A 16,831-nucleotide genomic window follows, 5' to 3' on the forward strand; every position below is an offset into this window, starting at 1 on the left:
AAACTGCAATTATATAAACAACTATCATCATATGCTTTCAAAATTTAGTCAATAAACAGTTCATCAATATAAGGTCCGCTTTCACCGGTTGTTTCTATCCTAATATTATTTGCTCCGGCTTTAAGTCTTAATATAGCGGGCACAAACTTCCATTCTTTTTCCCATCCTCCAGTTGGTTTGAATTCCAAATTCCTTACAAATTCATCATTCAAATACAATTTCATAGTATGCAATTTCCCTTCATTATTATGCATATATCTAAAACGCATACTGTAATCCCCTTCTTCACCATCGTTTTCTTGATAAAATGTTATTGCGCCTTCTTTTCCATCAAATCTCACAAAACCGCTACCTTTATAACGGCGCGCTTTGTTGCTTACTTTTGCATCACCTTCAAGAATACCCTCTTCGGCAGAAATATTTACTCCTCTTCCAATCCACATGTCTTTAGAATGTTCATCACCCCAAAACAAGCCTTCATTTTTACCAAAAGTTTCTTCCATATGTAAAACCACTTTTCCGTTTTGTTTTACAATGGCTTTTACAGTTGTACCATCTGAAATTTCAAAAGCACCTTTATACTCTAGCCCATTTGTTTCTGGGTTTTCTCCGTTTAAAGTGTATAGAATTTCTAAATTTGAAGATTTATTTTCGCCTAAAACTTGAACTGAAGCTGCATTAATACTTATTAGATTTGAAATGTATAGTGCTTTATCTCCTAAAATTGATGCGGTAACAATAGTCGCATTTTTTGCATTTGGTAGTTCTCTTAAAAACAATCTTGTTTTTCCAAAAAACAATGCTCTGTAATCTGATTTTGTTCTACTAGTTTGGTCTATAGGATTTCCATTTTCCATAGAAACCTTATTTACATCGCCTTGAATATTATAATATACCTTATTTTCTCCGTAAGGATACAAACTGTTGTTGCTATCTAAACTTTCTGATGTGATGATGTAACTTGCTTCAAAATTACCTTCTCCTGCTAATTTCTGCAAACTTGTCTTTAATTTTGAAGGCTGTTTGGCTGTAGAAAATGAGGTTTTTTTTACTTCCTTACCATCAATATACGCTACCGCTTCTAGTTTCCCTTCTTGGTAAGGCACCATCCATTCGCATTGCATTTCGTTCCAAACCGTTCCTGGTTTATCTTTTCCTAAAGATTTTCCGTTTAAAAATAATTCTACCTCATCGGCATTAGAATATACCCAAACAGGAATAACCGTTCCTTTTTTCATTCTTGGATGCGTCCAATGTGGCAACATGTGAATCATAGCTTCTGTTGTCCATTGGCTTCTATAAAAATGGAATAAATCTTTTTTAAATCCAGCTACATCTAAAGCGCCACCCATAAATAAATTAAAAGGTAAACCGCCATGTACCAAACCAGCTTCTCCATAATAATCGAAACCTGTCCATCTAAAATTTCCGCTATGCCAAGGATTATCCCGAACAACTTCCCAATATTTTCTTGCAGAAACTCTTACGGTTGTATTATCATAAGACGAATTGAAACTTTGTTTTCTATTTCTCCAGTTTTTAGGATTGATGCCTTCGTAAAAGAAAATTTCTTTTTCTGTTAAATTGGGTAATTCGTAAGTTCCTGGTAATTCGTTATCGCGCCACCAAGTTTGCGTTCTGTAGTACCCTCTAGTTTGCCAAGTATGAGGTGCTTCAGTTGAGATAAACGGTTTCTCTAACGTTTTACCTTCAATAAAGGATTTGGTTTCTGAACCTCCGTTTACACCCTCAATATCCATATCTTCTGGATTTCCTGCGCCTGAAGTAAACAATCGTGTTGGATCTAAATTTCTTCCAAATTCCACCATTTCTGGGGCAACATCACTATGTGTTTCGTTACCTAAACTCCAAACAAAAATACTGGCGTGATTTCTATCTCTTGTAATCCATTCTTTTACATCGCGTTTCCACCATTCGTCAAAGGCTTGTTTTCCATAATCTTGAGGTGCTTTTTTGTGCCAACCATCAAAAATTTCATCCATAACCAACAACCCAATTTCATCACAGATATCATAAAACATCGGTGGTGTTGGGTTATGAGAGGGACGAATGGCATTGATTCCCATGTCTTTTAAGGACTGTAATTTCCAACGTAACATTGGTTTTGTCCAAGCACCACCTACTGGTCCGCCTTCCCAATGTTCGCAAACACCTTTCAGTTTTACGTTTTCTCCATTTAGCCAAAAACCTGTTTTGGTTTCCCATTTTACAGTTTTGAATCCGAACCTTGTTTCTATTTCATCAACAACTTTTTTACCATCTAAAATTTGAGTCACGGCTTTGTATAGCGTTGGACTTTCTGGACTCCATAATTGTGGATTCTCTATTTCAAACTGATATGATGGATTTGTATTCTCTAGTTTTTCACAATTATTGGTCAACTCTTTTCCTTCTGGAGAGAATAGTTTCACTTCATATTTCAACTTTTTAATTTCACCATTAATTGCAGCATCAACCACAACCTGTGCTTTATTTTTATTGATGGAAGGTGTTTTTATAAAAATGCTGTTGGGTTGAATGTGGGTTTTGTTTACCTCAATCAATTTTACAGGTGCGTATATTCCACAAGGGTGATACCATCTTGCAGAAGGTTCTAAAGCATTATCTACTCTCACTGCAATAGTATTTTTTCCTTCTTTTAAGTATTTTGAAATATCGTATCTAAAACTAATATATCCGTAAGGTCTTTTTGCAATGTAATTTCCATTAATCCAAACTTCACTATTCATATACACGCCATCAAAATTGATATAAGTGATTTTTGATAGGCTTTCTTTTTTAATGTTGAAGTATTTTCTATACCAACCAATACCACCATCATGATAACCACCACCTTGACCTTGATCTCCGCCTTTTCTTACCCCTTTTTCAAATGACCAATCATGTGGAACGTTTAGATTTTTCCAATTGGTATCATCTACATTTTCTTTTGAAAACGATGGATTGTCTTCTAAAATAAAATTCCAGTTGTTATTAAAGTTGGTTTCTTTGTGCTGAGCATTAGTTATTAAAATACTAAGGAGAAAAATTAAGACAAAAAAAATGTTTTTCATTTTTATTAAGCTGTTTAGATGATAATTAAACAAACTTAATTTTTTAAAATTTATTTATAATCCTGTAGTGTTATGTATTATTCTTTATTGCGACGTATTTAATCAAGACACTACAGGTGAGTTATTTTACTACCAAATTGTAAATTTGAATCTAAATAAATTATTATGCTATGAAATATTTAAAAAAACATACACTATTATTTTTTATCTTATCGATATCAGTGAGTACTATTTTGTTCACTTGTTCAGATGAAAATGAGGTAGAAAAAGAGTTAGAGGAGGAAATGGAAAACCCTGATCCTGATCCAGATCCAGAGGATGATATAGACCCTAACAGACTTATAACCATCAATACTGGTAGTATTGTTGGAGAGCTTTACAACTTTTGGTCTACACGACCAATGGTAAACCAAACACGTTTTAATAGTCCAAATTTTAGAGCTGCAATTGAACCTATTAAAGATTATGTACAAAGTTACAACTTGGTAAGAACTATGGGTGGTAGAAAAGATAACCTAAACACGTTCTACCAAGGTGTTGATGCCTCTGGTAATATTATAACAAATTTTGGAGGACTTTTAACTAGTATGCGCAACTTTATGAGTACAGGATTTAAACCTAGAATTGTATTAAGTAAAGTACCATGGGCTATGGTAGAGAATGCTGTTGTAAATGATTTTGGAAATACTGCTCCACCTGATGATTATAACCTTTGGAGAGCTTATGTTAACGCATTTTTAACTACCCTTGTTAATGAGTTTGGTTTAAATGAAGTTAGAACATGGCGTTTTAGAATTAGTACAGAACCTAATTACACGCCTAACCACTGGGATGGTACTATGCAAGAATACTTTAGACATTATGATATTACAGTTGATGAAGTTTTAAAAGTAATACCTGATGCTATAGTTGGTCCTGGAAACATGCTTACTGAAAATAATGTAGCTACATTTACTACCGAATTTATTGACCATTGTGCTACAGGCACCAATTTTGCAACAGGTGAAATAGGAAGTAAGATGGATTTCTTTTCAATTTCTTATTACGAGAAGTTTGATCAAGAGCGCATTAATTTGCCTGAACTTGCAGCGCCATACAGGGCAAAACTAGATAGCTATTCGCAATTTGCAAATATCCCTTTTGATATTCAAGAGTTTGGTGTATTAAGAGATGAAAATGGTGTAAGAGGTGTTAGCTTAAGTGACGGTTCTGAAATGGGTGCCAGTTGGTATGCAAGAGTAGCTGATTTAGCTTTTGATTTTAGAATAAATGAAATATACGATTGGGGACAAGAAATAGAAAATAGTAATTTACCCGCAGCTCGTAAAAACGTAATGAGAATGTTCCAAATGATGGAAGGTGGTAGTAGATTACAAACTCAAGACATTATAAACCCTAACGTACACGCTGGAGCTATTCCTGTATTAAAAAACGGTAATATATACCTATTAGTTTACAACCATAACGTTACAAGAAATAGTACATTTAGAAGAACTTATTTTACTAGATTAGAAGGTGGTGAGATTTCAGGAAATTCGTCTTGGAAAATGAATGAATGGACTGTTGATAAAGACAATGGTACATTTTTACATGAACTTTATAAAGATGTAAGAGCTGCTGGTGTTAGTGAAAAATCAAACGGACGTATTTATGGAAACAGACCGTCTGACCGTTTTGAAACTGGATGGGTGGATGTATTAAACGCTAATTTTGCAAAATATGAGGCAATAGCCGAATTACCTCAAACAATTACAGACTCAACTGTTACAAAAGAAAATGAAAAACTAACTCTAGAAGTAAAGTTAGAGCCACATAGTGTTAAACTTATTGAATTAATTCCGCAATAAATAAGAATATTAAATTAATATAGAAGCCTTTATACACTGATTGTATAAAGGCTTTTTTCATGTAAACAACTCTTCATCTAAAGATGAACATTAATTAAAATTCTATAAATTGTTACTTTTTTCTTTTTAAAAAACGTTACGTATTTATACTTGAGTATAAATATCTCATCTTCATCATAAAGTGATACTAGTTTTTAGTTTACAACTTAAATATCACCATTTTGTTCAATATCTATACTAGTAAATCTTTTTGAAAACTCTGATGGTGTTATACCATATTTTTTTTGAAAACATTGGCTAAAATATTTAGGTCTTTTAAAACCAACTTCATAAGCAATTTCAGAAATATTCAATTTATTTAACTCTAACATTTTAGCAGCATGATTCAATCGTATTTCTTGAATAAACTCATTTGGTGTAGAATTTGTCCAAGCCTTAATTTTTGTGAAAAGTATAGAACGACTTACACCCAGTTCTTCAGAAAATTGAGCTATGTTAAAATCTTGATTAGATATATTATCTTTTACAATTTTAAGAGCCTTATCAAGTAACTGTTCATCTAAAGAGGTTAGTGAAATATCCAATGCTTCAAAATCTTCATTTGATGTAAATTTATCTTTCAAACGCTGTTTAAAATCTAACAAGTTCTGGATTTTAAGGTTAAACTCTTTAAGGTTAAACGGTTTACTTATATAATCATCTGCACCACTTTCTAAGCCTTCAAATTTATAGACTAAAGAGGAACGAGATGTTAAAAGAATAACAGGAATATGGCTTGTTACAAGAGTCGTTTTTATTCTAGAGCAAAGTTCTGTTCCTACCATCTCAGGCATAATAACATCACTTATTATTAAATCAGGTAAATGTTCAATGGCTTTTTCCAATGCAACTCTCCCATTCTCTGCCTGTATAATATTATAATTTGTCTTTAAAATTTCTTTGATGAAAGACCTTAGAACGATATTATCTTCCACGATAAGAATAGTATATTTTTTCTTCTCAATAATTAAATCTTCTGGGGTATTATGTATATCAACATTTGGCATACCAATTTGTGTAACATATTGAGACACATCATCACTCATTTTAAAATCTTTTAACAATTCATTATCAGATAAATGCTCTCGCCCTAATTTTAGTTTTACTATAAATACAGCTCCTTTCTGCTGCAGATTTCTAACCTTTATACTACCATGGTGCAGTTTTACGATATTACTAGCTATTGACAACCCTATACCTGTTCCTTTTCTATACTCTTCATCAGAGTTATAATTGGGTATCTCAAAAAATCGATCAAAAATTTTATCTAAATACTGCTCAGGCACTCCTGGTCCAGAATCTTTAACTTCTATAATAACCTCATTGGCTTCTTCATAAATACAAACCTGAATCCCTCCACCTTCCTTTGTATACTTAAATGCATTAGCTATCAAATTATAAAATACACGCTCCAGTTTATACCTGTCGTAAAATACTTGAATTACATCGCTTGTATTTTCAAACTTATAATCATATTTACCATTTTTGGCATGCTCGGAAAATGACAAGAAAATTTCGTGTAAAAATTTAACAATATTTCCTTCTGCTGCAGATAGCTTTAATTGGTTACTTTCCAATTTTCTAAAATCCATTAATCTATTTATAAGCCTCAATAACCTATTTGCACTACTTTCTATAACTTTAAGTTTTTTATAGGTAGTATTTGAGCCAGAATAGTTTTCTAATATATTTTGAAGCGGTCCTAAAATTAAAGTTAAAGGTGTTCTAAATTCATGAGAAATATTAGTAAAAAATTGAAGTTTTGCTTTATTCAATTCTATATTCTTTCTGTTTTCTGAAGACTCTAATTCTAGTTTATATTTTAATCTTGACTTTGATTGAAGCATCCAAGTAACACCATATAATAGAGTAAAGGCTAATAAAATATAAGTTGTGTAGGCCCACCAAGTTTTCCAGGGAGCAGGATGAATAATAATTTTTAGTCTTGTTACTTTTTTTCCCCATACATCATCATGGTTCGATGCTTTAACTTGAAAACTATAAGTACCTGCGGTTTGAAGTGTAAAAAATGCCTCAGTTTGCTTAGTAAATGTCCAAGCATCATCTAACCCTCTTAAACGATATGCATATCGATTCCCTTCGGAACTGAGATAATTAGGCAAAGCATAGCTTATTGAAAAATTAGAGTTATTATGATCCAATTCTAATACATCTGTATAATTTATACTTTTAGATAAAATACCTTCTTTATTAGTTATGGGTACAATTTCATTTTTAATCTTAAGATCAGATAAGATTACCTTAGGTACATTTGTACTTTTTAATATATTTTTTGGATTAAATGTAGTAACCCCTTGGAGGGCACCAAAATAAATTTGATTATTGATTTTTAAACAAGAATTTGGTCTAAAATCATTATTTGATAAAATTTCTTTCTGATTATATACTGTACTGGTCTCTTTTATGACGTTATATTTTACAATACCTCTATCTGTACTTAACCACAAAAAGCCTTTATCATCTTCTAAAATTGAGTTTACAGTAGAAAATATATTTTTTTTAATAACAGATACTTTTTTAAAAGAGCCTCTATCTAATTTATACAATCCTTTTGTAGTTGTTCCAGCCCACACATTATTATTATTATCCTTATAAACAATATTAATATTAAAGGTTTTAAAAAGTTTGCTTTTTAAATAACTTTTTGCCTTTGGGTTTTCTTTTTCTCCTAAATCTAGCATAGTTAAGCCTCCTACGCCCCCAACTAACAAATTATCATTTTTATCTATGTGAATACTTTTAACAATATTTGTGGATAATAATGGTTTACTATAACTGTGTAGTAACTTATCATTTAGATGATATTTAACAAGCCCCTTACTAAAAACACTTATATATACATTATTTTTTGAATCCTTTTTGATATCTAAAATAGAAGCATTGTTTATATAACTTTGAAGTTCAACCGAAATGATATTATTTCTAATTTTTTTTGCTTTTAAATCATAGACCATTAATCCCTTATTAGCAGTGCCTATAAAAAGTAAATCAGGTTCTAAATAACACAAGGTTCTTATGGCATAATCTATATTTTTCTCTGACTTTCCTATTCTTAGAAGTTCTGAAACATTACCCGATTTATCTAACACATTTACTACACCATCGTCTGTTGCGAAGTAAATATTAGATTTATCATCAGTAACTATACTATTTGTAATATTATTTTTTAAATTATGATTTTTAAAATGCAGAAAGTTTTGATATGATTTATCCCAAGTTACGATTCCTCCATTTTGTGTGCCTAACCAGATAAATCCATTTTTATCCTTATGGATAGTTCTAATAAAATTTTGAATAGGAGCATAACCTGTTACATTACCCTCTGCTAGAGGAATAATTTTATTAGATGGCGTTAGAATAATAAGACCATTTGTTGTTGCCAACCACAAATTGTCATCATCATCTATTTCTATATCTCTAACATCTATATCATCAGGAATATCTAATCCTTTTGGACGACTAAATTGTTCCGTATTTGCATCAAAAATAAAGTAACCATCATACTTAGTGGCAACACCAATTATATTGGGAGATATTTCTAAAACTCTGTTTACAAGAAAATCAGTTTTAGTTGTGTTTATATTATACTCTTTAGAATTAAACTTACGATTTTCACCTCTCTCAACTTTTACAATACCATTGTTAGTAGCTAACCAAACATTTTGTTTTTTATCTAGAATTATATCATTAATAGCCCTATTGCCAACTTTGGCATTACCCTGTAAAAACCTTATAAATCTATCTTTCTTTTTTTCATAGATAGAAACGCCATTAGCAGTACCAAACCAAATATTACCACCTCGCATCTCTAAACTACTTATTATCAAATTACTAGATAACGAAAACTTATCAGAATTACGTCTATGGTACCTTTTAAAAGTATCTTTTTCTGGGTTATAATTGTTTAAGCCATTAAATGTTCCAGCCCAAATACTTCCATCTTTATCCACTAATACATTAAGCACTTCACTACTACTAATACTATATTTATCTCCTGGAATATTTCTATAAACCGTAAACTCTCTCCCATTAAACTTATTTAAGCCATTACTGGTTGCAAACCACATTTGCCCAAGCTTATCGCGAGCTATGGAAGTTACAGTGTTATTTGACAAACCATCAGATATGTTAATATTCCTAAAATTATAATCGCTTAGTTGCGCAAATAATAGATTTATATTAACCAAAAAAAGAAAAAAAAATGACTTAAAATTCATTAAGTTTTAGTTTGAAAAAAAGAGAATAGTTCGCATTGTATTTTTAAACTATAAATAAGAAAACAATATAAATAATGTCAACTTTTTTATCATCAAAAATGTCAAATTATTTAGTTAAGATAAGTATTTTAATTAAAAATAAAAAAGGGAAACCTTTGTAAATATAGCCCCCCTTATACTTATGTTATTCTCTCTTTTATTATTTAAACAGAACCCCTATCCATAAAATAGAAAGGTGCTTTCACCTTTTCTTTTTTATTTTCTGTAATCATTTTTGCAGTTTGTTTTCCAATAGCATCAAAATCTGTAGAAATAACGGTAACATCCAATACTTGCTTTAAAGGAGTATCATTATAAGATATTACTCCAATATCTGAGCCTAATATAAAATTAGTATTATTTATTTGATTAATTAAATTCACCAAATCTTCTTCTTCTATAGTTATGTATAGATTTTTACTATTAACTCTAAATCCACTTGTAATCTCTTCAATAATTTCAAAATCAAAATTATTATGAGAACAATACTTTCTAAAACCATCTAAAATCTTGATTGGATATGGATAAAATGCTTTCTTAGGATAAACCAATGTTAGTTTATGATACTTAGCTATTTTTTTTTGACCAGCTTCTAAGGCTGTATAAATATCGTTTTCAAAATCTTGATATACTTCTATGAAATTACCTTCTATCTGATGATGACTGTTATCTAATAAAATTAGTTTTTCTTTTGGAATACTATTAATAACACTATTTACTCTATCAGTAAAGCTTGTATAGGATAGGTTTTCTGTTCTGAAATGTGGTAAAATAATGTAATAATCATAAGAAGATTTATACTTAGACATTAATTCAATAAACAATGTTTCATCGCAATGGTAACTATGAATATCAACTTGACAATTCTCTCCCATTTCTTTTAAAAATGAGTTATAAATCATCATTTTATATGGACTTAATTTATTGACAAAAAACAAAACTTTCAACTTACATACTAGCTGATTTTCTGCTATATATGTCCCTCTGCCATGAACAGAAACTATTACTTTTCGTTTTTTTAAAACCCTATAAGCCCTTTCTACAGTATCTCTAGATAAATAAAATTCTTGACTTAATTTATTAATTGATGGAATTTTATCGCCAACCTTAGCATTTCCATTAGCGATATTAGAGATTATAGAATTTATAATCTGCATATACTTAGGCACCATGGAATCTGCATCAACTCTTATATAATCTATCATAGCTTTAACATTTTACTAACTCAAAACTATGAAACCCAAACAAACTAAAAATCTTAAATAGGGTAACCAAAAATTTTTTAACAGAATTTTAGTGTAGATTATTACTAGGTTACATTTATATTAATCCGTGTTGTGCTTATTTTTTCCGAGAAATATCATTTAGTAGAAATGGTTTCCCATTTCGTGGAAATTGAAGTTCTAAAAGAGATTTCATCTTAGCTTCAAGATCGTTATATTTAAAATTTCCAGATAAATTTTCAAAAGAAAGAAGGTTATTATCTTTATGTTCATATAATTCTGCTCCAAGTATTTCGTGCGTTTTAGCATCTCTCCATTCAGTGTAACGCCATTTTCCGTCGGTAACTGTAACACCCATAATTTTTTTGCCTCTTGCGTAAACACTTGTTGCTATAGGATCCCATTTTTGCTTTGGATTATCAATTACAGGAACTAAACTTTTACCATCAGAAGGTATGACTTCAAAACCGCAAATATCTACTAAGGTTGAAAATAAATCTACATTTTCTACCAAAGCATCTGATGTTTTACCTGATTTTCTTTTTTTATAGTTGGTTTCTCTACTAATAATTAATGGCACTCTTGTGTCTATTTCCATATTAGAATGTTTACACCATGCACCGTATTCTCCAATTTTATATCCATGGTCGCTCATAAAAACAATCATCGTGTTTTTACGTAAATCTAAATCTTCAAGCGTTTGCATTACCTTACCAATTTGTGCATCTATGTAACTAATTGAAGCATGATATCCGTGAATTAAATCACGCGTTAAGTTATCGTCTAAATCTCCTTCTTTTGGAATACCATGATACCCTTTTAACTCTCCCCATTTGGTTAATGATAGTCTGTAAACTCCCTCAGGTTTTTCTCTAGACGGAATTTTAAATTTACTTTTATCGTATAAATCCCAATATTTTTTTGGTGCGTTAAAAGGCAAATGTGGTTTGCTTAAGCCAACAAACATTAAAAATTTATCATCTTTTAATTTTTCTAAAGTTTCAATAGCATATTTAGCTGCTCGTCCATCTTTGTAGGCTTCATCGCTAACGTCAGCCGATTCAAAAGCTGGTCCTTTTACTCGTTTCTTCCCTTCGCTTTTAAATTGTTCTATCAAGGCAATATTCTCTGGGTTATTGTACGTGTTTGGTTCTTTTCCAAAATAAACAGACCATTCCTTTTTATCATCAGTACCATGATGATACACCTTACCAATACTTACTGTTTTGTAACCATTTTTATTAAACAATTGTGGCATAGATACTACATCTTTATGCACTTTTCGAAGTGGTGTAAAAATGCTATAAATTCCCAATGTTTCTGGACGTAAACCCGTTAGTGTGCTCATTCTTGAAGGTGCACAAATAGCTTGTTGTGTATACGCTTTATTAAATAAAACACCATCACTGGCCAATTGATCTATATTTGGTGTTATGGCTGTCTCACTTCCATAGCATCCTAATTCTGCCCTTAAATCATCCACATAAAAAACCAACACATTGGGTTGTGAGCTATCTTTACTTTCTGTCGTCTTTTGAGCTTTACAAGATGTAACCGTTAAAGCTAAAAGTAATACTACTATAATTTTTTTCATTTGAATTAGTTTATTGAACTGGTTTTGGTGATTGTACAAGACCTTTTCCATTATCAAATTCCCAATAAGGAATCGCAGGTTTTTTATCATCAAAAACGTAATTGTATTTTTTAAGATAATAGTCTCTTGATTCAAATTCATCGTCTATTTCAGCTAATTTTTCTTTTAATTTAGTATCTAAATCTCGCTGAATTTTTTCAAACTCTGGGTTACCTAACAAATTGTTCATTTGATAAGGATCTTTTACATTATCAAAAAACATACTCGGACCTTCTGTAGTTCTGGTGTAGGTATATTGCTTTGTTCTTATAGCTCGATAAGGAAGCTGATTGTAATTACCAGCAAATGGTGCAACATTCATTACCAAAGCAGTACGATCTGCGTTTGGATTTGGATTTTTTATCAAGTCCGATAAATCATCGCCTTGAATCCCTTCTGGAATTGTAATATTTGACAAACCTAAAAGTGATGGTAAAATATCAGGTGTGTTGATAGGTGCATTTACAACAGCTCCCTTTTGAGAATTAATCCCCGGATATCTTATTAAAAAAGGGACTTTAATTGATTCGTCCCAAGCCATTTGTTTTGCCCACGGTCTTGTTCCATGAGCTCCCATCATTTCTCCATGATCTGCAGAAAATACAATAATGGTATTCTCTAACAGTTGTAAAGCTTCTATTTGCTTTAATAATAAACCTATGGCTTCATCGGTAGCAGTGGCATGCGCATAATACCCTTGTAATTCCTCTCTACTTCGTTTTTCGAATTTTTTAGCAACATTTGGGTTTAAGGTTAAAGTCGCTGGCGGATACATATCTTTGTACTTTTGTGGCGCAGAATGGTGTGGAAAATGGGGTGTTGCAATAGACAATACTGCTAAAAAAGGTTTATCATCTTTTGCTTGACTCGCTAAATATTGGTTCGCATCTTCTACAATAGCAAAGGGCGAATATTTGTCCCAATATTTTAATTCGGTATCATCATTATCATAATAAGGCATTTTATTATAATTATGAGAACACTCTAAAGCTTTCCAATAGTCAAAACCTTGGCGTCTTTCTTTTGGAATAAAACCCGAACGCCCATGACCATCTAAATGCCATTTGCCCCAATAAGCAGTGTTGTAACCTTCGGACTTATAAATTTCTGCCATGGTTACTTCTTCGTCAGGTAAGTACAAATCATTAACAAACATTCCTGTGGTTGTTGGAAATTTGCCTGTTAATAATGCTGCTCTATGAGGTGTACAAACAGGTAAAACCGAAACTGCATTGGTAAAGTTTACCGATGTTTTTGCCAATGCATCTAAATTTGGTGTTTTTACATCTGAGTTACCTGCATAACCTAAGGCAGAACCACGCCACTGGTCTGTTAATATATAGATGATATTGGGTTTTCTTTTGTCTAAACTTTCTTTTGCTGTAGCCTGTTTTTCTTTTCCTTTACAGCTTATAAAAGAGATAAAAAGAACTGCTATTAATTTAGAAAATACTTTAATTTTCATGTGATTTTTTAAATTTTTTGGGCTTTAGTATACGCTCCAGTTCTATTTAATTCGTCGTAAATTCTCATTTTCCAGTAATAGGTTTTACCCTTTTCTAACTTGAGTGCTTTTGGTTTTACAACTTCTTTGGTATTGCCTTTTATTTTAGTGCTGTTCCAAACATCTGCAATATTTTTGTTGATGTTTTCCTGAGAGGAAGACACTAAAATTTGATAAGCCGACTGTTTTTTTGAATCTTTAGATACATTCCAACGGAATGCTTTACCATCAAACGTGTTATTTTCAATAATTAAAGCATAAGGATCTTTATACTTTTCTATTAAATCTTCACATTTTGCTCTTAAGTTGTTTAATACATCTTGATATTGCTCATCATGAATAAGATTGTTTATTTCTCTAGGATCATCCTCTAAATTGTACAATTCTTCAATAGACTTGTCATCTACATATCTAAAATACTTCCACTCTTGGGTTCTAACCCCTTCACTTGGCGCTATATTTTTAAAGTCCCATAAATGCTCTATTAAAATCGTATCACGTTCTAAATTCACTTTTTCTTCGTTAATAAATGGTTTTAAACTTTTTCCGTGCCAACTTTTAGGTGCTTCTACACCTGCAAAATCTAAAATAGTTGAAGGTACATCTATATTCAAAGCCATTTGTTCTACATCTTTATGTTCTTTATTTCTAGGATCGTAAATAATTAAAGGCACTTTTAAAGAATTATCGTACATCAACCATTTCCCAGAAATTTGTCTTTCGCCTAAGAAAAATCCATTATCTCCCATTAAAACAATAATGGTATTATCTGCTATACCTTTGGCTTCTAGTTTTGTTCTAATTTTAGCGATTTCATTATCAATTCCAGCAAGCATTCTAAAATATCCTTTAACACTATGTTGGTACTTTTCTGGAGTATCATAACGCCAATACCAACGCAAACGATTAAAGCCATCTTTTACCAATTGTGGCAATTTATTATAATCTTCATCTGAAGAAATGTTAGCATCTGGCACGGTTACATTTTCTAAAACATGATTGTTTTCTTCTTGCCAAAAATATTGCTCAACTGTATTATCGCTTGCATGAGGTGCACTAAAACTCAACTGCAAACAAAACGGTTTGTCTGTTGGTGCTTTATCTAAAAATTGCAGTGCTTTTTCTCCTGTATAGCGCGTTAAATGTACCGTATCTTTACCTAAAGTTTTATAGTAATAGCTGGTAATATCTTTACGATCGTATCTTAAATCATAATTTTCATGAACATCATAAAGAGAGTCTAGTTTTTTATATTTTACTCCAAATTTACCATACAACCCCGTATAATATCCTGATTGTTTTAAAACTCGTGGAAAAGCCTGCTCCATATACTCATCTTTCATAGCTTTACTAGTAAAACTGTAATTGTGTGTACGTTCTTGCAAACCACTAAATATACTTGCTCTACTTGCTGCACAAATAGGTGTTGTTGCTATAGTATTTTTAAAAAATACGCCACTTTTAGCTAATTTATCCATTTCTGGAGTGTGCGCTAGCGCGTTACCAGCATAACCTAAAGCATCCCATCTTTGGTCATCGGTAAGAATAAAAATAATATTAGGTTTTTCTTCTTTTGTTTTAGAAGATGTTTTTTTATTACAAGCTAAAAATGATAATCCTATTATTGATAGTGCTAGTAATTTATTCATTTTAATAATATTGATTAATGTTTATATAGAAACCTTAGTTTACTGGTCTTGGAGATTGTACTATAGGTTTTGTATCTCCAATATTTTTATATTTTCCTTTTCCCTCATTAAACCCCCAGAATGGAATGGCATGCTTCTTTTTATCAAAAACATAATTGTATTTTTTAAGATAATAGTCTCTCGATTTAAATTCGTCGCCTATTTCTGCTAACCTCGCATTTAGCTTTTCGTCTAAATCTTTTTGAATGGCTTCTAATTCAGGTTTACCCAATAAATTATTCATCTGATAAGGATCTTTTACATTATCAAAAAACATACTTGGCCCTTCAGGTGTTCTAGCATAGGTATATTGTTTGGTCTTTATGGCACGATAAGGTGGATCATTAAAATTTGCTCCAAAAGGTGCAACATTCATTACCAAAGCAGCACGATCTGCATTTGGATCAGGCTTTTTCATTAAATCAGCTAAATTCTCTCCCTCAATCGTTTCTGGTATTTTAATATTTGATAAACTTAATAAAGAAGGTAAAATATCTGGTGTGGTTAAAGGTGCATTTACAACTGCTCCTTTTTGAGTATTTATTCCTGGATATTTAATTAAAAAAGGCACTCTAATAGATTCATCCCAAGCCAATTGTTTTACAAAAGGCTTAATGTTATGTGCCCCCATCATTTCGCCATGGTCTGCGGAAAATACAATAATTGTATTTTCTGAAAGATTTAAAGCTTCTATTTGTTTTAATAAGCGTCCTATAGCTTCATCCGTAGCTGTAGCGTGTGCATAATATCCTTGCAATTCTTTCCTGCTTCGTTCTTCATATTTTTTGGAAACATTCGGATTCAATTTTAGAGATTCTGGAGGATACATGTCCTTATATTTTTTTGGTGCAGAACTATGTGGATAATGTGGTGTAGCTATAGAAACTACCGCTAAAAAAGGTGCTTCATCTTTGGCATGCTGCGCTAAATATTGGTTTGCATCTTCTACAATTGCAAAAGGCGAATATTTATCCCAGTGTTTCAACTCTTCATTATCGTTATCATAATAAGGCATTTTTGTATAATTATGAGAACATTCTAAAGCTCTCCAAAAATCGAATCCTTGACGTCTTTCTTTTGGGATATAAGTAGAACGACCATGACCATCTAAATGCCATTTACCCCAATAAGCTGTATTATAACCTGCTTCTTTATATATTTCTGCCATACACAATTCTTCCGAAGGCAAATACACATCGTTTACAATCATTCCTGTTGTTGTTGGGAATCTTCCTGTAAATAATGCTGCCCTATGCGGAGTACAAACTGGTGTTACAGATACCGTATTTGTAAAATTGACAGCTTCTTTCGCAAATGCATCTAAATTAGGTGTTTTTACATCAACGTTTCCTGCATATCCTAACGCAGAGCCTCTCCATTGATCGGTTAAAATATATACAATGTTTGGCTTTTTAGATACTTCTTTAGAATTCTCTGATACTGACTCAGATTTTGTTTCTTCTTTACAACTTGATAAAGTAACTACGGTTAGTAATAGAGTTATCGAAAATAATTTAATTTTCATTTTTTGAATAATTGTTGGGTT

8 protein-coding genes are annotated in these 16,831 nt (G+C 31.5%); 1 reads left to right on the top strand and 7 read right to left on the bottom strand.

Annotation, left to right across the window (positions count from 1 at the left end; translation table 11 throughout):
- Positions 1-44: 44 nt before the first annotated feature.
- Positions 45-3,074: a sugar-binding domain-containing protein gene (locus tag Q0772_RS00515; RefSeq protein WP_298338688.1), complete on the bottom strand. Its 3,030-nt coding sequence runs from the start codon at positions 3,072-3,074 to the stop codon at positions 45-47.
- Between the two features lie 170 nt (positions 3,075-3,244).
- Between Q0772_RS00515 and Q0772_RS00520 the strand changes: the two genes are divergently transcribed.
- Entirely contained in the window at positions 3,245-4,921 is a 1,677-nt protein-coding gene (locus Q0772_RS00520; RefSeq protein WP_298338691.1) for a hypothetical protein, read from the top strand.
- A 206-nt stretch (positions 4,922-5,127) separates the two neighbouring features.
- On the opposite strand, the gene Q0772_RS00525 is transcribed toward Q0772_RS00520, so the two are convergent.
- From Q0772_RS00525 to Q0772_RS00550, 6 genes are all read right to left on the bottom strand, one after another.
- Positions 5,128-9,198, bottom strand: a complete 4,071-nt coding sequence (locus tag Q0772_RS00525; protein ID WP_298338694.1) for a two-component regulator propeller domain-containing protein — start codon at positions 9,196-9,198, stop codon at positions 5,128-5,130.
- A gap of 203 nt (positions 9,199-9,401) precedes the next feature.
- Positions 9,402-10,442, bottom strand: a complete 1,041-nt coding sequence (locus Q0772_RS00530) for a GntR family transcriptional regulator (RefSeq protein WP_298338697.1) — start codon at positions 10,440-10,442, stop codon at positions 9,402-9,404.
- 136 nt (positions 10,443-10,578) lie between these two features.
- The gene (locus tag Q0772_RS00535) at positions 10,579-12,054 is read right to left on the bottom strand and encodes a sulfatase (RefSeq protein WP_298338700.1); all 1,476 of its coding nucleotides are present in this window, start codon (positions 12,052-12,054) and stop codon (positions 10,579-10,581) included.
- A gap of 10 nt (positions 12,055-12,064) precedes the next feature.
- Complete coding sequence (locus Q0772_RS00540) at positions 12,065-13,558, bottom strand: sulfatase (RefSeq protein WP_298338703.1); 1,494 nt, start codon at positions 13,556-13,558, stop codon at positions 12,065-12,067.
- An 8-nt stretch (positions 13,559-13,566) separates the two neighbouring features.
- Positions 13,567-15,246, bottom strand: coding sequence for a sulfatase-like hydrolase/transferase (locus tag Q0772_RS00545; RefSeq protein WP_298338706.1), 1,680 nt, complete (start codon positions 15,244-15,246; stop codon positions 13,567-13,569).
- Positions 15,247-15,280: 34 nt separating this feature from the next.
- A complete protein-coding gene (locus tag Q0772_RS00550; protein ID WP_298338710.1) occupies positions 15,281-16,810 on the bottom strand; it encodes a sulfatase in 1,530 nt (509 codons plus the stop codon).
- Positions 16,811-16,831 lie beyond the last annotated feature (21 nt).

This window comes from uncultured Algibacter sp. (genome assembly GCF_947490405.1).
Classification (GTDB): Bacteria; Bacteroidota; Bacteroidia; order Flavobacteriales; family Flavobacteriaceae; genus Algibacter_B.